Origin of the sequence: Egibacter rhizosphaerae (genome assembly GCF_004322855.1) — a bacterium.
Taxonomy (GTDB): Bacteria; Actinomycetota; Nitriliruptoria; order Euzebyales; family Egibacteraceae; genus Egibacter; species Egibacter rhizosphaerae.
In genome coordinates this window covers 3,471,624-3,491,049 of the sequence record NZ_CP036402.1, presented here as the reverse complement: position 1 = coordinate 3,491,049, position 19,426 = coordinate 3,471,624, and the positions used below count along the sequence as shown (strand labels likewise).

General features: G+C 72.5%; 15 protein-coding genes. 6 read left to right on the top strand and 9 right to left on the bottom strand.

The features are described 5' to 3' along the window. Positions 1 to 57 precede the first annotated feature (57 nt). Positions 58 to 609: a YqgE/AlgH family protein gene (locus ER308_RS16060; protein WP_131155931.1), complete on the bottom strand. Its 552-nt coding sequence runs from the start codon at positions 607 to 609 to the stop codon at positions 58 to 60. A 215-nt stretch (positions 610 to 824) separates the two neighbouring features. Between ER308_RS16060 and ER308_RS16055 the strand changes: the two genes are divergently transcribed. Together ER308_RS16055 and ER308_RS16050 are read left to right on the top strand one after the other, a co-directional pair. After that, positions 825 to 1,571: an ion transporter gene (locus ER308_RS16055; protein WP_205745663.1), complete on the top strand. Its 747-nt coding sequence runs from the start codon at positions 825 to 827 to the stop codon at positions 1,569 to 1,571. 349 nt (positions 1,572 to 1,920) lie between these two features. Then, a complete protein-coding gene (locus tag ER308_RS16050; protein WP_131155930.1) occupies positions 1,921 to 3,957 on the top strand; it encodes a cell wall-binding repeat-containing protein in 2,037 nt (678 codons plus the stop codon). 94 nt (positions 3,958 to 4,051) lie between these two features. On the opposite strand, the gene ER308_RS16045 is transcribed toward ER308_RS16050, so the two are convergent. Next, the gene (locus ER308_RS16045) at positions 4,052 to 5,740 is read right to left on the bottom strand and encodes an ABC-ATPase domain-containing protein (protein WP_131155929.1); all 1,689 of its coding nucleotides are present in this window, start codon (positions 5,738 to 5,740) and stop codon (positions 4,052 to 4,054) included. Positions 5,741 to 5,765: 25 nt separating this feature from the next. Beyond that, positions 5,766 to 7,499, bottom strand: a complete 1,734-nt coding sequence (locus ER308_RS16040) for a DEAD/DEAH box helicase (protein WP_165492165.1) — start codon at positions 7,497 to 7,499, stop codon at positions 5,766 to 5,768. Between the two features lie 149 nt (positions 7,500 to 7,648). Between ER308_RS16040 and ER308_RS16035 the strand changes: the two genes are divergently transcribed. The 4 genes from ER308_RS16035 to ER308_RS21765 are packed head-to-tail and all read left to right on the top strand — an operon-like array spanning position 7,649 to position 12,337. Beyond that, on the top strand, positions 7,649 to 8,503 hold the full coding sequence (locus ER308_RS16035; RefSeq protein WP_165492164.1) for a sugar phosphate isomerase/epimerase family protein: 855 nt from the start codon (positions 7,649 to 7,651) through the stop codon (positions 8,501 to 8,503). Continuing rightward, positions 8,503 to 9,612, top strand: coding sequence for a Gfo/Idh/MocA family protein (locus ER308_RS16030; RefSeq protein WP_165492163.1), 1,110 nt, complete (start codon positions 8,503 to 8,505; stop codon positions 9,610 to 9,612). Before ER308_RS16035 ends, ER308_RS16030 begins: the two co-directional genes overlap by 1 nt. Then, positions 9,609 to 10,913, top strand: a complete 1,305-nt coding sequence (locus tag ER308_RS16025; protein WP_131155925.1) for a glycoside hydrolase family 38 N-terminal domain-containing protein — start codon at positions 9,609 to 9,611, stop codon at positions 10,911 to 10,913. Before ER308_RS16030 ends, ER308_RS16025 begins: the two co-directional genes overlap by 4 nt. Further along, on the top strand, positions 10,847 to 12,337 hold the full coding sequence (locus ER308_RS21765; RefSeq protein ID WP_165492162.1) for an alpha-mannosidase: 1,491 nt from the start codon (positions 10,847 to 10,849) through the stop codon (positions 12,335 to 12,337). The genes ER308_RS16025 and ER308_RS21765 overlap by 67 nt, the downstream gene beginning before the upstream one ends. 28 nt (positions 12,338 to 12,365) lie before the next feature. On the opposite strand, the gene ER308_RS16020 is transcribed toward ER308_RS21765, so the two are convergent. The 6 genes from ER308_RS16020 to ER308_RS15995 all read right to left on the bottom strand — a co-directional run bounded on the left by ER308_RS16020 (position 12,366) and on the right by ER308_RS15995 (position 19,334). Next, positions 12,366 to 13,583: a CehA/McbA family metallohydrolase gene (locus ER308_RS16020; protein WP_131155924.1), complete on the bottom strand. Its 1,218-nt coding sequence runs from the start codon at positions 13,581 to 13,583 to the stop codon at positions 12,366 to 12,368. A 4-nt stretch (positions 13,584 to 13,587) separates the two neighbouring features. Then, on the bottom strand, positions 13,588 to 14,715 hold the full coding sequence (locus tag ER308_RS16015; protein ID WP_131155923.1) for an ABC transporter ATP-binding protein: 1,128 nt from the start codon (positions 14,713 to 14,715) through the stop codon (positions 13,588 to 13,590). A gap of 1 nt (position 14,716) precedes the next feature. After that, on the bottom strand, positions 14,717 to 15,574 hold the full coding sequence (locus tag ER308_RS16010) for a carbohydrate ABC transporter permease (RefSeq protein ID WP_205745662.1): 858 nt from the start codon (positions 15,572 to 15,574) through the stop codon (positions 14,717 to 14,719). After that, positions 15,571 to 16,542 (bottom strand): carbohydrate ABC transporter permease, encoded by a 972-nt coding sequence (locus ER308_RS16005; RefSeq protein ID WP_205745661.1) that lies wholly within the window; start codon positions 16,540 to 16,542, stop codon positions 15,571 to 15,573. The genes ER308_RS16010 and ER308_RS16005 overlap by 4 nt, the downstream gene beginning before the upstream one ends. Positions 16,543 to 16,548: 6 nt before the next feature. Continuing rightward, positions 16,549 to 18,060, bottom strand: a complete 1,512-nt coding sequence (locus ER308_RS16000; RefSeq protein ID WP_131155922.1) for an extracellular solute-binding protein — start codon at positions 18,058 to 18,060, stop codon at positions 16,549 to 16,551. Between the two features lie 227 nt (positions 18,061 to 18,287). Beyond that, positions 18,288 to 19,334, bottom strand: coding sequence for a LacI family DNA-binding transcriptional regulator (locus tag ER308_RS15995; protein WP_205745660.1), 1,047 nt, complete (start codon positions 19,332 to 19,334; stop codon positions 18,288 to 18,290). Positions 19,335 to 19,426: the final 92 nt, after the last annotated feature.

The following is a 19,426-nucleotide window of genomic DNA, read 5'->3' as shown; positions in this document are numbered from 1 at the left end:
GACGGCGTGACGGCCGTGTCGACCCGCCTGGCGTGACGGCGTGGCTGCCACAAGGTGTCAGTTGCGTCCGGGGTCCTCGGGGATGGTGGTGAAGACGCCGCCCTGACGCTGCAGCACCGTGCGCCAGAGCCGCTCCGGCTCCGGGGAGACGGCGTCGTCGGGCTCCGCGTCGACGATGAACCACCCGCCGTCGGCGCGCTCCTGCTCCAACTGCCCGGCATCCCAGCCCGCGTAGCCGGCGAACACCCGGGCTCGCTCCGTCACGCCCGCCGGACCCTGCGCGAGGTCCACGACCGCGAGTCCCGGGATGATCTCCTCGGGATCCGCGGTCCCGTGGGGTACGCGGCCGAGGCCGATGGTGACCTCCTCGGTCTGGACCGGCCCGCCCACGAACACTTGCCCCGGCGGGGCGACGACCTCGCCCCACTCCGGTAGGACGTCGGCGACCTCGACGGCGCTGGGACGGTTCAGCACGACCCCGAGAACGCCCTCGTCGTGCTGGTCGAGCACGAGGACGACCGTGTGGGCGAAGTTCGGGTCGCTGAGATCCGGGGCGGCGACCACGAGCCGCCCGGTCAGGGGGCGCGCGTCGGCGTCGGGGGCAGGCATCGGCGTGTGGTCCAGTTCCGGCTCCGGCGAGGGGACCCGGGAAGCCTAAAGGAGCGGCCGGCCGGCAGCGACCCGATCAGCGGCGGCGCCGCGGCTTCGGCGCACCGCGCACCGGAGGCCGTACCATGCGCGCGGACCGAGCGAGACGCGCGATCGAGCGAGACGCGCGATCGAGCGAGACGCGCGGACCGAACGAGCCATGGGGACGAGCGGCGATGGGTGAACTGGCGGACGACGACACCACGCACGAGGGCGGCTCGAGCGACGATCCCCGTCTCGAGCAGGTAGAGGAGCGGTTCGCTCTCCCCGTGATCCTCGCGGCGATCGTCTCCGTGCCGGCGGTCTTCATGACCATGCTCGACGGGACGACCGCGCTGGTCGGCCAGGTGCTCAACACGATGTCGCTCATCGTGCTGACCGGCGAGACGGTCGTGTTGTTCGTGCTGGCCCGGGACCGACGCCAATGGGTGCGCGAGCACAAGTTCATCATCGGCGTCACCGCCGTCACCGTGCCGGCCGTGATCTTCGCGGTCGGGCCGGTGCAGCTGCTGCGGCTCGTCCGTTTCGTCGGCGCGCTGCGGGTGATCCGTGTCGGTCGGATCCTCAAGGCGGGCCGGATCCTGTCCGAGCGTGCCGGCCTGACCCGCTGGTGGCAGAACGCCATCGCCTTCGGGGTCAGTGCCCTCGTGGCGGCGTTCGTAGCGATCATCCTCGCCGACGAGACGAGCACCAGCCGCGAGCTCGCCGACGCCATGCTCGGGCGGGTCGGGATCGATCCGGGACCGGGCCTCGCCGTGCTGGCGGGCGTGTTCCTCGCGATCGCGACCTTCGTCGTGCTGCGCTACGGGTCGTCGCGGGGGTCAAGCGAGGACGGGTCCGAGTCGAGGGCGGAGGCGACGCAGCCCAGCGGTACCCCTCGGGATCGTCAGCACGCGGACGAACGGCCAAGGCCCGACGTCTAGCTCGCCCGTAAGGGTCTACCACCGTCGTGCGTCTCTGGAGAGAGACGCACGACGGGCAGAGCCACCCCCTGGGTATCTGCGGAATGGCCGTGGGTCCCGTTTTGCCCTGTCCACTGCGTTTCGCGGTCGCCGGGACGGCGGCCGAAGTGCCGTGTTCGCGCCGTGCGGGCGCCGAGGACTTCGCTCTCGGGACGGCGCGACTCGGTGCGCCACCAGCAAACGCTGGCACGCCCACGAGCGTGAAGGAGGGCGTGCCGGCCGCTTGGGCGGCGCTGTCGGCAGCCGACAGCGTCACCGCGAGCAGCAGCAACGAAACCTTCGCGCGCAAACGAGCGACGAGGAGGCAGGTTTGCCCCGCGGGAGCGTGCAACGCCGGGACGTGCTGGCCGGCATGGCCGCAGGCGCGGCTCTGGTCGGCCTGCGGCCGCGGATCGCCCTGGCCGACAACGGCACGCGTCACGAGGTGATGACGCCGAGCGCCGTCGCCGCGAGAGCCAGACGCGACCTCGGCCCGGGCACGGTGCACACCGACTCGCCGTTCCGCGTCGTCGGGTTCCGCCTCCCCCGCGGTGCGAAGCACGTCCGCGTGCGCACGAGCAGCGACGGCGAGACCTGGACCGACTGGCGGACGCTGCGACCGGCGGGCGACGCCGGCGAGGCGCCGGACCGCGAGGCAGGCGAGGACACCCCCGAGACGGCGCGGGTCACCGAGCCGCTCAGCGTCCCCCGTTCGGAATGGATCGAGGTCCGCGACGTCGAACTCGAGGACCTGGAGATCCATCTCGTCGACGACACGGGCGAGGACGTGCCCGTCCGCCCACGCGCGGCGGGCGACGAGCCCAGCATCATCAGCCGCAGTCAGTGGGGGGCGCCGAGTTCGACGAGCCCCGCCAGCCGCCTGACCCGCGCGCGGTCGGTGATCGTGCACCACACCGCGACCAACGGTGACTACAGCCCCAGCGAGGTCAACGCCATCGTCCGCAGCTTCCATCGCTACCACACCCAGTCGTTGGGATGGAGCGACATCGGCTACCAATACCTCGTCGACAAGTTCGGCAACATCTACGAGGGCCGTGGTGGCCACGCCGCGGGCGCCCACGTGCGCGGCTTCAACAGCGAGACCGTCGGTATCTCGCTGATCGGCGACTTCAACGGCCGCAGCGCGACCGAGGACTCGTGGCGTGCGCTCGCCGAGGCCGCGGGCTGGCAGTGTGCCGTTCACCGCATCGACCCGCGCGGCGACCTCGCGCTCCTGTCCCGCGGCGGCGACCGTTTCGTGTCGGGTGCACAAGCGCCCGGCCCCGCCGTGCGCGGGCACACCGACCTCGGCTCCACGTCGTGCCCGGGCAGCCAGGTCCACAGCCGGCTGGACGACCTGCGCGAGCGGGTCATCGAGGACGCCGAGTCGCGCGCCTCCGCAGCGCAGCTGGGCCAAGCCGCGCGCCCGAGCAACGAGCTCGACTCGACGGTCGAGCGGATCGACAGCCGGGCCCCGACCGCCGTGGGGCTCGCGGCGGCCGCCCACGCGTGGGCTCACACCCCCACGTTGGTCATCGCGAGCGGCGACGACTTCGCCGACGCGCTGTGCGGTGGCGCCCTGGCCGCCGCCGAGGACGCGCCGTTGCTGCTCGTGCCAGAGGGCGGTCCGTCGAACTGGCTCAAGGGCGAGATCCTCGGCCTCGGGGCCGAACGGGTCTTGGTGCTGGGGGGATCTGCCGCGATCGACGAGGGCGCCGACGCCGACTTCGGCGAGCACGGCGCGACGGTCGAACGCATCTACGGCGCGGACCGCTTCGAGACCGCCGTGGAGATCGCCCGCAGGATCGGGGCGCCCACGGGGGAGGTCGCCATCTGCCTCGGCCGTCACGAGGAGTTCGACCGGGCCTGGCCGGATGCCCTGTCGGCCGCCGCTCTGGCCGCCGCGCCACGGCCCGTGCCGACGCTGCTCGCCCGGGAGGACCGGGTCCCCGACGCGACCCTGGACGCGCTGGAGGAGCTCGACGTCTCCACCGCGATCCTCATCGGCGGCGAGGCGGCGCTGCAGGCCTCGGTCGAGGAGGAGCTCGCCGGGGCAGGAGTCTCGACCACCCGGTTGGCCGGCGAGGACCGCTACGGCACGAGCCGAGCGGTCCTGCTGGAGGCCCTCTCGCGGTTCGACGGCGGGGACGGCTCCGTCGTGGCCGCACCCGGCCGCTCCTACCCCGAGGCGGTCGTCGCGGGCGCGCTCGCCGCGCACGAGGGCGCCGGCGTGCTGCTCGTGCCGAGCCACGACCTCGAGGACGAGTCCTCCGAGGTGCTCGGAGACGTCGACCGAGGCTTCCTCGTCGCGGATCCGAGCGAGGTCAGCGAGCAGGTCCGCGAGCAACTGGTCGAGTTCATCGAGTAGCCGATCACGCCACCCGGGCGGGATCCTGTGCACACCAGCACATCACCCCGCCCGGACGGTGGAGGACGATCCTCGCCTCGTTCGGCGCCGGTGGTCAGCGGAGATCAGCGACCGCGAGGCTCCGTAGACGGTTGAGCGCAGCGGCCACCTCGAACCGCCGCGGCCGGGCGAGATCGACGGGCGCATCACCGGCGAGCCCGTGCACGCCGACCTCGGCCAGGTGCGCGTCGAGCGCGTCGAGCCGCGCGGCCAGGGGCCGATCGTCACCGCCACGATCGTCCGCGAGCCAACGCAGCGCCCGACCCACGGCCGCGGTCTGGCTGGGGTCGACGAGCTGCTCGACGGCGTCGAGGTCGATCGTCGCCTCCCCGTAGCGCAACGCGTCGACGCCGCGCGCGGACACCTTCGGCTTGCCCGGGGGCGTGAGGCTGTTCGAGCGGGGCACGCGACCGCGGCGTGTGGGAAAGACCGCCGGCTCCCCCGGCTTCGGGGCGTCCTCGGCGATGGCGTGAGCCCGATCGGTCACGTCGTGCGGGGCGAAGGCGTCCATGTGCACGACCGTGTCAGCGACCCCGAAGTAGTCCCCGGAGCCACCGAGCACGAGCACGGTGGCCACCTCCCGGTCGCGCGCGAGCGAGCGCACCAGGTCGACGAACGGCGTGAGCGGTTCGCGGTCACCGACGACCAGCTCACGCATCGCCGCGTCGCGGATCATGAGGTTCGTCGCACTGGTGTCCTCGTCGATGAGCAGGCTGCCCGCACCGGCCTCGATCGCCTCGACGATCGCGGCGGCCTGCGACGTCGACCCGCTCGCGTTCTCGGTGGAGAAGTCGCGGGTGTCGTCCCCCGTGGGGAGTTCACCCACGAACGCGCTCACGTCGCAGCGGGTGACCGCCCGCCCGTCCTCGGCCCGGATCTTGACCGCGTCGTCGCGCGTCACGACCCGTTCCCGGCCGTCACCGGGCACGTGGTCGTACACGCCGCGTTCCAGGGCGCGCAGCAACGTAGACTTGCCGTGGAACCCGCCCCCGACGACGAGGGTGACGCCGTCGCGGATGCCGAGCCCTCGCACGAGCCCCGCGTGGGGAGCCTCGAGCTCGACGGCCAGCGTCTCGGGCGCCTCCAGGGGCACGCCCCCTTCGAGGGGGCGGTCGTCCACGCCGCTGGCCCGGGGCAGGACGCTGCCGTCGGCGACGAAGGCCACGAGCCCGCGTGCGGCGAGTTGCGCGCGCAGCGCGACGGCGTCCTCCACCGTGTCCGCGGTGGCGACGGCGGCGGAGGCGTCGATGGCCTCCCAGCGCAAGCTACGTGTGGCGGCCTGCGGGAGCTCCTCGGTCAGCAGGGCCGCGGCCGCGCGACCCTTGATCTTGCGGCCCGCGGCGGGAAGCGAGGCACCGAGCCGCACGGTCACGTTCCCGTCGGCGTCGAGGTGCACGGCAGAGCGCTCGAGCACCTCCTGCCGTCCGGCGTCCACGTGCAGGTCGCGGCCGACCTGGCCGTCGAGCAGCCGCAGGAGGTGGTCGGCGACCGCTCGGCGACGAGGTTCGTTGGCCCGCTCGCTCCCTGGGACCTTCGCGGTGGAGGCCGGGACGTGCAGCGTGAGGCGACTGGGTGGGGCGAACGGGTCGGCCTGGACGCGCTCGACACGCAGCTCCGCGCCGGGAAGGCCGGCCTCGTCGAGGGCGGCGCGCTCATCGCGTAGCGACTTGTAAGCGCCGTAGCCCTTGCCGTCGAGCTCCTGGACGTGTCCCCGCAGGGCGCTCAGGGTCGTGGGTGCTGCCATCGATCTTGCTCCGGTTGCGGTTGGGTCAGAGCCGGCGTAGCCATTGTTGGGCCCGGTCCGCGCGCCGCTCGAGCTCGTCGAGGGTCGCTTCGGTGACCCGTCGTACCCCGGCCAGGCGGTTCAATTCGGCGTTGACCTCCTTGTGGGACTTCCCCGTCAGCCGGGCGAGCTCACGGGCACGCTGCGCGTTGCGATCGCGCAGGGTCTTCTTCCGGGCCTCGCGGGTCGTGCCCTCCGCACCGCCCGCCTCGTCGATCCCACCGCCGCCCGACACGTCGTCCCCGCCGACGACGGGCGGCGGGGTGAGCTCGACGAACAGCTCGTCGTCCTCGTCCGCCCCGCCGAGCGGGGAGGCCGCGGGCGGGGCCTCCACCGAGGCGCCCACGGGCCGCGTCCCCGCTCCGACCGGAGGGTCGGCGACCTGGGGGTCACCGAGCGTTCGGGCGCTGATCGCCTCGAACAGCGACAGCTGCGCGTCCTCGCTGTCGACGGGCTCGACCGGGGGCTCGTCGAACTCGTCGTCGTCGCCCTCGGTCTCGTCCTCCTCCCGCCGGCGGAGCACGTGACGTCGTTCCTCGCCGATCTGTGCGGCGAACGCCCGCAGCCGCACGTCGTCGGGGATGAAGAGGTGCGCGGGATGCGTCCCCGTGTCGGCACGCACGCGGACCAGGCGGCCGACCGCCTGGCGGAAGAAGAGCTCGGTGACGACGTTCGTCGCGAAGACACCGACCCGAAGCCGGGGGATGTCGACGCCCTCGCTGACCATGCGGACGGCGACGATCCACGGCTCGTCCGACTGGGCGAACCGGGCGATGCGGCGCCCAGCGTCGGGATCCTCGCTCACGGCGACGACCGGCGAGATACCGACCCGCTCACGCATGAGCGACGCGATCGCCCGCGCGTGCGCCTGGTCCATCGCGATGACGAGGCCACCGGCGTCGGACTCGTGGCGCCGGGTCCCGAGCAGTTGCCCGTGCGCTCGCTCGAGGACCGCGGGCAGCCATTCGCCTTCCGCGCTGAGCGCGGTCCGCAGGCGCTGACCCGCACGGACCCGATCGAGCGGGTCGTCGAAGGTGTGGGCGTGGCGTTCGCCGTCCGGCGCGGTCCACTCCATCTCCCCGTCCACCCGGGGGAACCGCACCGAGCGGACGACCCCGCCCTCGGCGAGCGCGTCGGCGTATCCGTACACGAAGTCGGGCTCCGCCTCGTCGCCGTCGTACCGCACGAACGGGATCGCCTGGGTGTCGGAGCGGAACGGGGTGCCGGACAGCGCCAACCGTCGCCCCGCCCGTTCGAAGGCGTGCGCGAGCGCGGCCCCCCAGGCCCGCTCCTCGCCGGCGTGGTGGAGCTCGTCGAAGATCGCGAAGGCACCGTCGGCGACGCGGCGGACGGCATCGGGGTCCGCGGCGACCTGCTGGTAGGTGACGACCGCCCCGTGCAGGTCACGGGGCAGCACGCCGTCACGGCCGCTCCAGTCGGCTGCGAGGTGCAGGCCCAGCGCGGCGGCCGCCCCGGCCCACTGCGACTTCAGATGGGCGGTGGGTGCGACGACGACGACCCGGCGACCGGATCGGCTCGACCCATCGGGCCCATCGGGTCGACCGTGTTCGCCCGCGAGGTCGCGGATGGCGGCCGTGAGCGCGAAGGTCGTCTTCCCGGCGCCGGGCGTGGCGACCGCGAGGAAGTCGGCGCGACCCGCCTGGTCGAAGGCGGTGAGCGCCCGCTTCTGCCAGGGTCGCAAGCGGACAGATCTCGGCATGACCTCCGGATGCTGCCACCAGCGGGCGACGGTCGCAGATCGCCTGGCGAGCCGCTCGACTGGAATGGTTGACGACGCGACAGCTATTATGGAACGCTCCAATAGCTGTCCGCCCCGACGGGAGGTCCTCGTTGCCCGCTGGATACGCGGTGGCAGGGGCGCCCTGCAACCTCGGCGTCGGATCCCCGGACGCCGCCTCGTCCGACCCTGCAGCGTTCTTGGGCCGGCTGGCCGGGGACGGCTTCGACGGCACCGACCTCGGCCCTCCCGAGTACCTGGCATCGGCGGACGGCCTCGTCGCGAGCCTCTCCCACCACGGGCTCGGCCTGGCTGGCGGCTGGGTGAGCCTGGGCGAGGACTCGAGCGAGCGGGAGCTCGAGCACGTCCTCGACGCATGCGACATCGGGGCGTCCGCCCGACCGGACCTGCCCACGCCTCGGCCGACGTTCGGCGCACCACGCACCCGGTCCGGCCGGGTCGGCACGGGCGAGCACGAGACCGACGCGCGTGAATGGGCACGGCTCGTGACGCTGGTGGAGGACGCTCGGCGGCGCTGCGAGGACCGCGGCCATCCCGCCGTGTTCCACCCGCACGCCGGGACGCTCGTCGAGACCGCCGTGCAGACCGAGCGACTGTTGGCCGAAACCAGCGTCGAGTTGTGCTTCGACACCGGCCACGTGCGCTTGGGCGGCGACGATCCCCTGGCGACCCTGCAGGCGTGGCGCGACCGGGTCACGCACCTGCACGTCAAGGACGTCGACGCCGCGACCGCCGACCGCCTGCGGCAGGGGCGTTCACCGGTGGACGACGTCTGGGACAGCGGCGTGTTCGCGGAGCTGGGCACCGGCGACCTTCCCCTCGGCGAGGTGCTCGGGCAACTGCTCGACTGGCAGGGCTGGGTCGTGATCGAGCAGGACGCCAGCCCCCGGACCCCCGAGGCGGTGAGCCGCGCCCTCGAGGCCCACGGACGGAATCGGCGTTTCCTGGCGGAGCTGGGATGGTGATGGGGACACCGCAGGAACCGGTGCGGCTCGCGGTGGTCGGGCTCGGCACGGTCGCGCAGCTGGTCTACCTTCCCCTGCTGGCCCGACGCCGGGACCTCTTCCGGCTCGTGGCGGTGTGCGACCGTTCGCCCCGGGCCGTGGCAACGATCGGGGACCAGTGGTCCGTACCCCACCATCGACGCCTGGAGACGGTCGAGGAGGTCGCCGCCTGCGAAGAGATCGATGCGGTCCTGCTGCTCACCTCGGGCTCGCACGGTCAGGCCGCCCGGGTGCTCACCGAGGCCGGGATCGCGGTCCTGTGCGAGAAGCCCCTGGCGTTCACGCGCGAGGAGGCCGAGCAGCTCAAGGGCTCCGACAGGCTGCACTTGGGGTACATGAAACAACTCGACCCGGCCGTGGAGACGGCGGCCGTCGATCTGCGGGAGGTCGGCAGCCTGCGCAGCGTGGAGATCACGGTCCTGCACCCGAGTCTGGAGCGGCAGCTGACCCACCTCGGTCGCTCCCCCCAGACGTGGCCTCCCCCGGCGACCGTCGCGAACACCGACGCGGAGCTCCGAACGATCGCCCTGGGCCCGGCGGGCGCCACCACGCTGGGTTCGATCTACACCGACGTGCTGCTCGGCAGCGTGATCCACGAACTGTCGGTGCTGCGCGCGACCGTGGGCCCGCTGGCGACCGTCGACGCCGTCAGCGAGTGGGCGGGCGACGTCGGCCGCTCCCTCGTGCTGACCGGCCAGCTCCCCGGGGACGCCCGGGTCGACATCGGGTGGCACCTCATGCCCGACTACCCCGCCTATCGCGAGCAGGTCCGGGTGCACGGCGAGCGCGGCTCCATCGAGTTCGAGTTCCCCTCGCCGTACCTCCTCCACGCCCCGACCACCTATCAGCTCACTACCGCCGAGGGCGAGGGCCACCGCCAGCTGCACCGGACCTCGCACCGCGAGGCCTTCGAGCGACAGCTCGAGCGTTTCCACGCCGTCGCCCTGGGGCTGTCCGCGCCACCCAGCGGCGCCGTCGAGGGCCTCGAGGACATCATCACCTGTCAGAGCGCCATGGCCGTGCTGGCCGCCCAGCAGGGCGTCACGATCGGTGGAGAGGCCGCCCTATGAGCGCGACCCGGGTCCACGTGATCCCGCACACCCACTGGGATCGTGAGTGGTACGAGCCGTTCCAGACCTTCCGTTTGCGCCTGCTGGGGACCGTGGAGACCGTGCTCGCGATGCTCGAGGACGACCCACGCTTCGTCTTCACCTTCGACGGGCAGACCGCGGCGATCGAGGACTACCTGGAGCTGCGGCCCGAGGAGGAGCCGCGCGTGCGGGCGCTGGTGCGCGAGGGCCGCCTCCTCATCGGGCCCTGGCGGATCCTCGCCGACGAGTTCCTCCCGTCGGGCGAGACCCTGGTCCGAAACTTCGAGACCGGCTGGGCCGTCGCGGAGCGCCTGGGCGGGGCGATGCCGGTCGGGTATCTCCCCGACATGTTCGGTCACGTCGCCCAGATGCCGCAGATCCTCGCGCGCGCGGGCCTCTCGGATGCGGTCGTGTGGCGGGGGGTGCCTCGCGCCATCGAGCACCACGCGTTCCGCTGGAGCGCCCCGGACGGGTCGTCCGTGCGCGCCGAGTACCTGGTCGACGGTTACGGGCACGCCGCCCACCTGCTCCGGGTCGAGGACCGTCTGGCGGTGGACGTCCAACGCTTCCAGGAGCGGCGCGCGGGCTTCATGCCCGAGGGCCACCTCCTGATGCTGCACGGTGCCGACCACACCGCACCACCGACCGACCTCCCGCAGCGGATTCGCAAGGCCGACGCGCAGCTCGACGACGTCACCGTCGAATGCTCGACGCTGCCTGCCTACCTGCAGGCGGTGCGCGATCAGGGGCCACTGCCCACCTGGCACGGCGAACTGCGCTCCGGGGCCCGGGCGAACGTCCTGATGGGCGTGACCTCCACCAGGGTCGACATCAAGGTGCTCGCAGGGCGGGCCGAGCGCGCCCTGGAGCGCTACGCCGAGCCGCTCGCAACGGTGCTGGGCGACACGTGGCCGGGCGAGGAGCTGGCGTCCGCGTGGGCACGCCTCATCGAGAACGCCGCGCACGACTCGTCTGCGCGTGCTCGCACGACGAAACCGTGGCCCAGGTGGGTGTGCGGTACGCGGAGGCGGCGCAGATCGGTGAGGAGCTCGCCGCGCAGCGGCTGGCCGGACCCGCCGCCTCGGCCCCGATCGACGGCGCGGTGGCGTGGAACCCGTCGCCCGCGGCCCGCTCCGACGAGGTCCGGCTCGACGTGCCCGCGGACCGGATGCGTGCCGGCTCACTCGCCACCGGCGACGGCACGGTGGTCGGCGTGCAGGTGGTCACCGACCACCCGACGGTGCTGCTCGACCGGGAAACCACCGCCGAGGAGGCGCTGAACGTCTTCGAGCTACGCCACGCGCGAGAGCTCTACGGCCAGTTGATCAGCGGCTACGACGTCGACGCCGAGGCACGACCGCCGACGCTGACGATCACCGTCGACCGGCTGCCCGAGCCCCCCGAGGTCGACGTCGACGGGCTCGTCGCGAGCGCCCGCCGCGAGGTCGAGGCCGTCGGCAGGGACGACTGGAGGGTCGTGGTGTCGGCGCGCGCCTCGCAGCACGTTCGCGCGCGCGTCCCCGTCCCGCCCCTGGGCTGGACGACCGTCGCGCCGACCGATGACGCCCCCACCTGGACTCCGCTCGCGCCCGCCCGCCGCGAGGGGACGCGCCTCTCGAACGGCCTGATCGACGTGGGGGTCGCCGACGACGGCACGCTGTCGGTGAGCGGCGACGGGGTCCGGCTCGACGGGGTCGGTCGGCTCGTCGACGGCGGCGACGCCGGAGACACCTACAACTACGGCCCTCCCCCGCAGGACGAACTGGTCGACACCCCCGAACGCGTCGAGGTGCGGCCCGTGCACGACGGGCCGCTGGCCGCCGCCGTGGAGATCCTGCGCACCTTCGCGTGGCCCACCGGGCTCACCGAGGACCGACGGGCCCGGGCGGGGACGCGAGCGATCACCACGGTGCGCACCGCCGTCGAGGTGCGTGCCGACGAGCCGTTCGTCCGCCTGCGCATCGGCTTCGACAACGCCGCCAGGGACCACCGCCTGCGTTGGCACGCCCCCCTGCCCGAGCCCGACCAGCGAACGCGGGCCGAGGGCCAGTTCGCCGTCGTCGCGCGCGGCCTCCACTGCGAAGGCGGCCACGGTGAGCACCCGCTGCCCACGGCCCCGGCCCACGGGTTCGTCGCGACCGGTGGCCTCGCGTTGCTGCTGGACCACGTCAGCGAGTACGAGCTCGTCGACGGGGAGGAGCTCGCCCTCACGTTGCTGCGGGCCACGAGCCACGTCAGCGTGAACGACCACCCCTACCGGGCCGAGCCGGCCGGTCCGCAGCTGCCGACCCCGATGAACCAGTGCCAGGGGCCCTGGGAGGTGGGATTCGCCGTGCGCCCCACCGCGGATCCCGACGACGTCGGGGCGATCGCAGCGGACGCGGAGCGCTACCGCCTCCCGTTCCTCCAGCGCCCGGGCACCGCCCCGGGCGCGGGCACGCACACCGCAGGGGCGGGCGGGCTCGACCTCGCGGGCGAGGGGGTCGCGCTGAGCGCCCTCCGGCGCCGCGACGGCGGCCGGGAGGCCCGACTGGTCAACCTCGCCGCCGAGGCCCGCACGGCCACGCTGACCGGTCCGTTCGAGCGGTCGCGGACGCTCTCGCTGCTCGGCTCCCCCCTCGACGAGCCCACCACCGTCGCGGACGGCCGCCTCACCCTGCGGCTCGAGCCCCACGAGATCCGAACGGTCTGGCTCGGCGACTGAGCCGTTCCGCGGGATCGAGACGCGTGGGTCAGGGTGTGAGGGCGCGCACCCGCCCCGAACCGTCGAGGAGCACGTGCCATCCGGCGGCGGGTCCCAGGTCGGCGGGATCATCGGTCACGCCACGTCCCGGCGCGTCCGGCCCCTTCGCGAGCAGCGCCTCCCCGGTCACGCACCGCGTACCGCCGGCGTTCACCGCGACCAACCGCTCCTCGCAGCGAACGAGCAGCGGCGCGCTCGACGCCGCGCTGAGGGCGACGTGTCCCGCGGCGATCGCCGAGAGCACGTCGGGCTGCTCGGCCGAGGTGCACACCCACGTCGTCGGATGCCCGGGCAGGTCGCCGCGGGCGGCGTCGTGCACGTCGGTACCTCCGATCGGCACGCCGCCCACCTGCCGCCACCAGTCGAGCGGCCGGGGATCAAGTCCGTCCCACAGCCCGTGCCAGGCCTCGACGTGCGTGACCTCCCCGGGCAGCGGCTCGCGCCACGCGCAGTCGCCGGCGATGGGGTGGTTGATGCTGAAGAGGCCGCCCGACGCGCGGGCCAGCCGCGCCCAGACGGCCGAGGGCTCGCGGAAGTCGATCCAGCCCACGTCGCCGAACACGTTCGCGTGTCCGGTGTCGGCGGTGACCTCCTGTCCCGGCAAGAGCGTCACGTCCGCACGAGCACCGGCGGCCGCGAGGTGCGGGTGGTGGCTCACGGTGTTGTGGTCGGTCACCGCCAGGAACTCGAGGCCGAGACCCCGCGCCTGCACGGCGAGCTGATCGATCGTCTGCGTGCCGTCGGAGTGCAGCGTGTGGGCGTGCAGGTCCCCCGGCGTCCACCGCGCCCCGCCGGGGGCGGGCGGACGGGTCAGCTGCGGCCTCGCGCCGGGCCGCGGTGGGGGCGGGAGCGGGTCCGGCCGCGCGGGCTCGGTCGAGACGCGGACCTCCCACGGGAGGCCGCCGTCCGCCACGCGGTGCAACCGCAGGAAGACGTGCCACTCCCCCGCCGGCAGGGGCCCCGGAACGTACCCGGGGGTCGCCTGGTCCTCGGTGATCACGAACCGGTCCCTCGCCCCGCCCGAGTAGCCACGGAACTCGCCGGAGGGGTCGAACACCCCGAGGTCGAGAACGCCGGCGGAACGGTCATGGTCCAGCGTGACCGACAGGGCCGCCGCGTCGGCCTCCACGGGGACGGTCACGTAGCGGTGCGGCTGGGCGCGGCGGTCGGCGGGGGTGAACGTCCCCGTGCGAACCGTGACACCCACCGGGTCAGCCCTCGCGGTGGGCGCTGTCCACGCGCTCGGCGGACCCGTCGACCGGTCGGGATGCGAGCAACTGCTCGCTGTCCGGGTCGTACAGCAGCGACTGCTCCGGCGCGAATACGACACTCACACGATCATCCAGCGCGACCGCCTCCTTGGTGACGACCTGCACCGACAGCCCGTCGGCCTCGACGGTCACCAGATGCTGGGTGCCGAGGAACTCCGAGACGGCGATCCGCCCGGTGATCGCCTGGGGTGTCTCCGGCGCGGCGAGGCTCCCGTACTCCGGACGAACGCCGAGCACGACCCCGTCGTTCGGGCCCACCGACCCGGCGAAGGCCGGCGGCACCGGTACCCGTTGGCCCCGCAGCTCGACGTGGTCACCGTCCTCGCTGATCCGCCCCTCCATGAGGTTCATCGGCACCGAGCCGATGAAGCTCGCGACGAAGAGTTCGACGGGCCGGTCGAAGACCTCCTTGGGCGCGCCGAGCTGGCGGACCTGGCCGTCCTTCATGACCGCCATCCGGTCGCTGAGCGCGAGCGCCTCCGACTGGTCGTGGGTGACGTAGATCGTGCTCACGCCCAGATCTGCCTGCAGGCGCTTCAGGAACGTCCGGGCCTCCAGCCGCAGCCGGGCATCGAGGTTCGAGAGCGGCTCGTCGAACAGGAAGACGCTCGGCTCGTAGGCGATCGCGCGGGCCACGGCCGCGCGCTGCTGCTGTCCTCCGGAGAGCTCCGAGGGCCGGCGCTCCAGGTACTCCCCGAGCTGCAGGCTGCTGGCGGCCTCCGCGGCGCGTTGGCGGCGCTCCCGCTTGTCGAGCTTGCGCACCTTGAGGGGGTAGGCGATGTTGTCCACCACCTGCATGTGGGGGTAGAGCGCGTAGTCCTGGAACACCATCGCGACGTCACGTTCGCCGGGTGGGAGCCGGGTGACGTCCTGCCCGCCGATCGAGATCCTGCCGCCGGACGCCCGCTCGAGGCCGGCGGTCATCCGCAGCAGCGTGGTCTTCCCGCACCCCGAGGGTCCCAGCAGGGAGAAGAACTCGCCGTCGGCGATGTGCAGATCGAGGTCGTCGACGGCGACCACGCCCCCGGGGAACCGCTTGGTGACGTTCTCGAGCTCGATGTCGGCCATGTCAGCTCTTGATCCCTCCGTAGAAGCGGAACCCGTATCGCCGCTGGACGAACAGGTAGAGGGCCACGACCGGGATGGTGTAGATCAGGGAGAACGCGGAGAGCAGGCTGAGGTCCGCGATGCCGCCCTCGGTGTAGAAGTTGTACATCACCACCGCGGCCGGGTTGAGATCGGAGCTGCGCAGCAGGATGAACGGCACCAGGAAGTTCCCCCACACCTGCACCAGCGCCCAGACGCCGATCACCGCCAGCCCGGGCCGGACGACGGGGGCCACGATGTCGCGCAGGATCTGCAGGCTCGAGGCACCGGCGACGAGCGCGGACTCCTCGTAGCTGCGGGGGACGGTGTCCATGAAGTCCTTCAGGATGAACACCCCTGCGGGCAGGAGACCGCCGGCCATCACCAGGATGACCGCGGTGTGGGTGTCCATGAGCCCGATCTCGAACACCAGCCGGAAGAGCGGGACCATCGCCGCGGTCCCGGTCACGACTGCGGAGAACAGCAGCAGGACGTACAGCAGCACGTCCCGCCCGGGCAGCCGAACCCGGCTGAGCGCGTACGCCGACAGCGACGCGGAGGCCACGACCAGCAGCGTCGTCACGATCGCGAGGATCAACGAGTTGAGCAACGAGCGGAGCGCGAAGGGGTTCTCCATCACCTCGCGGAAGTTCTGCAGGGTGAGTTCCGGGACGGCCACCGACAGCCCGGGGGTCTCGTCGAACGGCGCCACCACCAGCCAGAGCACCGGCAGGGCGAAGAACAGCCCCACGAGGACGACGAACAGGTAGAAGCCGATGCGGGCCAGGACCATCCGGACCAGGTGCCGGGCGGGCGGGCGCGCGGGTGTGGCCGTGGTCATGAGGTGCGCTCCCGCAGGACGTGGATGTAGAAGAGCGCGATGACCAGGTTGATCAGGATCATGATCGCGGAGATGGCGGCCCCGTACCCGAGGCGTCCGTGGCTGAACGCCTCGCGGAAGACGTAGATCGGCAGCACCTCGGTCTCGAAGTTCGGCCCGCCCTGGGTCAGCAGGTACGGCGTGAAGAGGTTGAACGTCCAGAGGCTGACGAGCAGCAGGGCGGTGAGGATGTGGCCGCGGATGGTCGGCAGCACGACGTCGCGCAGCTGCTGGACCGCCGAGGCGCCGGCCAGCCTCGCCGTCTCGAGGTGCGACGGCGGGACCGCGTTCAGCGCGGCGCCGAACAACAGCATGGCGAAGGCCGTACCGCGCCACACGTTGAACACGATGATGGCGGGCAGGGCGTGCTCCAGGAGCCACTCGGTCTCGCCGACGAACGGCAGCAGTTGGTTCAGGGTGCCGCTGTCGCCGTCCAGGTAGGCGATCCACAGGAAGGCCACCACCGAGTCGGGCATGATCCAGGCGAGGATCACCAGGACCTCGAGTCCGCGGCGGACCGGGCTCTGCCAGCCCCGCAGGGCCCAGGCGAGGAGGAAGCCGAGGACGGTCTGGCCGATGACGGCCGAGCCCAGGACGAACAGCAGGGTGACGATCAGGGCGTTGTAGAACAGCGAGTCCGACAACGCGGTGAGGTAGTTCTCGATCCCGACGAACTGCGGGTCGGCCGCGGCCACCCCCGTGAGCCGGACGTCGGTCAGCCCGAGGTACAGCGTCCACAGGGCCGGGAAGATCAGGAAGACCCCCATGAGGCCCGCGGCGGGGGCAACGAAGCTGGAGGCGGTGATCCGCCCCAGCACCGTCGCCCCGCCGACGGTCTCGTCAGGCGCCTCGGGGGACTCCGCGGCACCGTCGGACGGGGTCGCCGTCTCCCCGCCCGGCTGCTGCTCCTCCCGCTGCTCGCCAGTCACGTCGCCTCATCGGATGTCGTCGGGGTCCACGATCCCCTCGAGCTGGATCTCGTAGCGCTCGACCGCCTCGTCCACGGACTCACGCCCCGAGACGACGTTCTCCGTCGCCAGCTGCAGGGTCTCCGACACCTGCGGGTACTCCTCGAAGCCGGGACGGTACGCGGTGATGTCGAGGATCTCCTCCGCCACGAAGGTGAGCATGGGATCGTCCTCGACGGCCTGTGCGTTGACGTCCTCGCGGGCGGTGATCCGCGGCTGGCGCTCGACGAACGCGAGCTGCGCCTCCTCCGAGCCGAGGTAGGCCAGGAACTCCCACGCCTCCTCGGGATGCTCGGTGTGGGGATTCAGCACCCGACCCGTTCCGCCCGAGACGCTCACGTGGTCCTGGCCACGGATGCCAGCGCCGGGCTCCTGGGCGGGGAACTTCGTGTAGCCGACGATCTCCTCGCGGTCCTCGATCGGGAACTGACCGTCGTCCGGCTCGACCACGTCGCGCCAGAACCAGTCGCTCTCGCCCAGTATCGCGATCTCGCCCTCGGAGAAGGCCTCGAAGGACGCCTCGCGGGCATCGGTGCCCAGCTGCAGGTCGGCGTCGCCGAGCTCCTCCTCGCGGTAAATGGTCTCGTAGAAGCCGAGGGCCTCGCGCAGCTCCTCGCTTTCGCCGAGCCAGCCGCCGTCGTAGAGCTCCGCGCCCGTGCCCAGCAGGACCGGCAGGAAGCCCTGCATGGTCGTGGCCTCCCCCATCGGGGTGCCGGCGTTGATCTGCAGCGGGCGCATGTCCGGATCGTCACCCTGGAGCTCGCGGGCCGCATCCAGGATGTCCTCCCAGCTCTCCGGCTCCCAGTCGGGGTCCAGACCGGCCTCGTCGAACAGGTCGCGCCGGTAGAAGAGCACGCGCCCGTCGGTCCCGGCGGGGACCCCGAATCGCTGGTCGTCGACTTCGAGGCTGCCCGCGACGGCCTCGGGGATCTGGTCCCAGCCCTCCCACTCGTCGACCTCGGGGCCGACGACCTCGTCCAGGGGCTCGAGGTACTCCGCAGCGTAGAACTCGCTGACCCAGAACTGGTCGAAGCCCATGATGTCCGCGCCCTCACCGACCGAAAGGTCCAGCGCGAGTTGGGTCTTGTAGTCCTCGTCGTCGACGCCCGTCTCCTCGAGCTCGACCTGCACCGGGCGCCCCTCCTCGGCCATCTGCTCCTCGAACGCGGGGATCGCGTCCTCGATGAGCCACTCGGCGGTCTCGGAGTTCTGCCCTCCCCGGACGGCGTTCTCGATGATCGTCAGCTGCGCGGCGTCCTCGGCCGCCGCGGCCTCGTCCGGGTCGTCGTCCTCCTCGTCCTCGTCCTCGTCCTCGGGAGGGTCCTCGTCGGGCTCCTCCTCGTCAGCCGGCGTGTCCTCCGGCTCGTCGTCGGCAACGTCGTCAACGGGGTCCCCGTCCTCGGCGCAGGCAGCAGCGAGCAGCCCCAACGACACCATGAGGGCGAGGAGAACGAGCGGGTAGCGGCGTGGTTCCAGCATGGACGTCCCCCAAGCCGGTGCGACAGCCCGATCCCGGGCAGTTGCCGCAATCTTGCGTGCGGTTGGAACGTAACAACGCCGTCAGAGAGGGTCAATGGAACGCTCCAAAGATTCATGCGCCGTTCGCGGCGCCGTCACGGGAACCGCGACACGAGACCGTGGCCAGGCGTCTGCCCCGAGGGCGTGTCGCCGGCCCTTCCGGCCCTGCTCGGCACGGGTGTCGCCCTCTACCCCGCCTCCGGCGGCGGGGCCGCAACGGTGGAACGCTCGACCAGGGTGGGAGGCAGCACCTCGTGCTTGGCCCGCTGGGACCCCCCGTCGATCCGCCCCAGGAGCGCGGCGAAGGCACGCTGGCCCATCTCGAAGCGCGGCTGATGCACGCTCGTCAGGCCGAGGGGGCGAAGGCTGGCGAGCTGGCTGTTGTCGTAGCCGACGAGGGAGATGTCCTCGGGCACGCGCAGCCCGCGGTCCTCGATGGCCGCCAGAGCACCGATCGCCGCGGGGTCGTTGACCGCGAGGATCGCCGTGGGTCGCGGATCGTTGCTCAGCAGCTCCTCCGCGCCCGAGTAGCCCCCCTCCTCGGTCGTGTAGGCGCCCGCCGCGATGAGCACGTGGTCGTCGAGGCCGAAGGCGCTCATGGCCCGCCGATATCCCTTCCCGCGGGGGTCGTCCGATTGCACCCGTCCGGCGATGTAGCCGATCCGGCGATGCCCGTGCTCGACGAGGTGGGCCACGGCCGCGTGGGTGCCTGCCACCTCGTCGCTGGTCACGGTGTCGATGCGGCTGACCTTGATGTCCTGCCGGCCGACGACGACGACCGGAACGGTGTCGCGGGCGACCCGCAGGATGGCGGGCCCGACGGTGGGGGTCACCAGCAGCAGCGCCTCGGTGCGGAGCTCGAGCATGGCCTCGATGACCTGCTCCTCCTGCAGCGAGCGGCGATTACCGGAGCCGAGCAGCGCTTGGTAACCATGCTCCTGCGCCGCTTCCTGGATCCCCTCGACCACGTCGGCGAAGAAGGGGTTGTGCAGGTCGGAAACGAGCACGCCGAACACCCGCGTGCGCCGCGTGACGAGGCTGCGCGCGACGGCGTTGGGTCGGTACCCGAGCGCGTCGATGGCCTCGAGCACCGCGGTGCGTCGGTGCTCGCTGACGTGCGGCGAGTCCCGCAGCACCAGAGACACGAGTGACTTCGAGACACCGGCCCGCTCGGCCACATCGACGATCGTGGGCTGATCGTTGCGTCGCCGTTCCCGCCGCTCTGCTCGCGACACCTCAACCGTCCTCTGCCATCACGTCCGGGCTCCGCCCGTCGAGTGTAGGGTGCCCGCCTCGCCCGACGACTTGGATCGGTTCCACCTCCGCC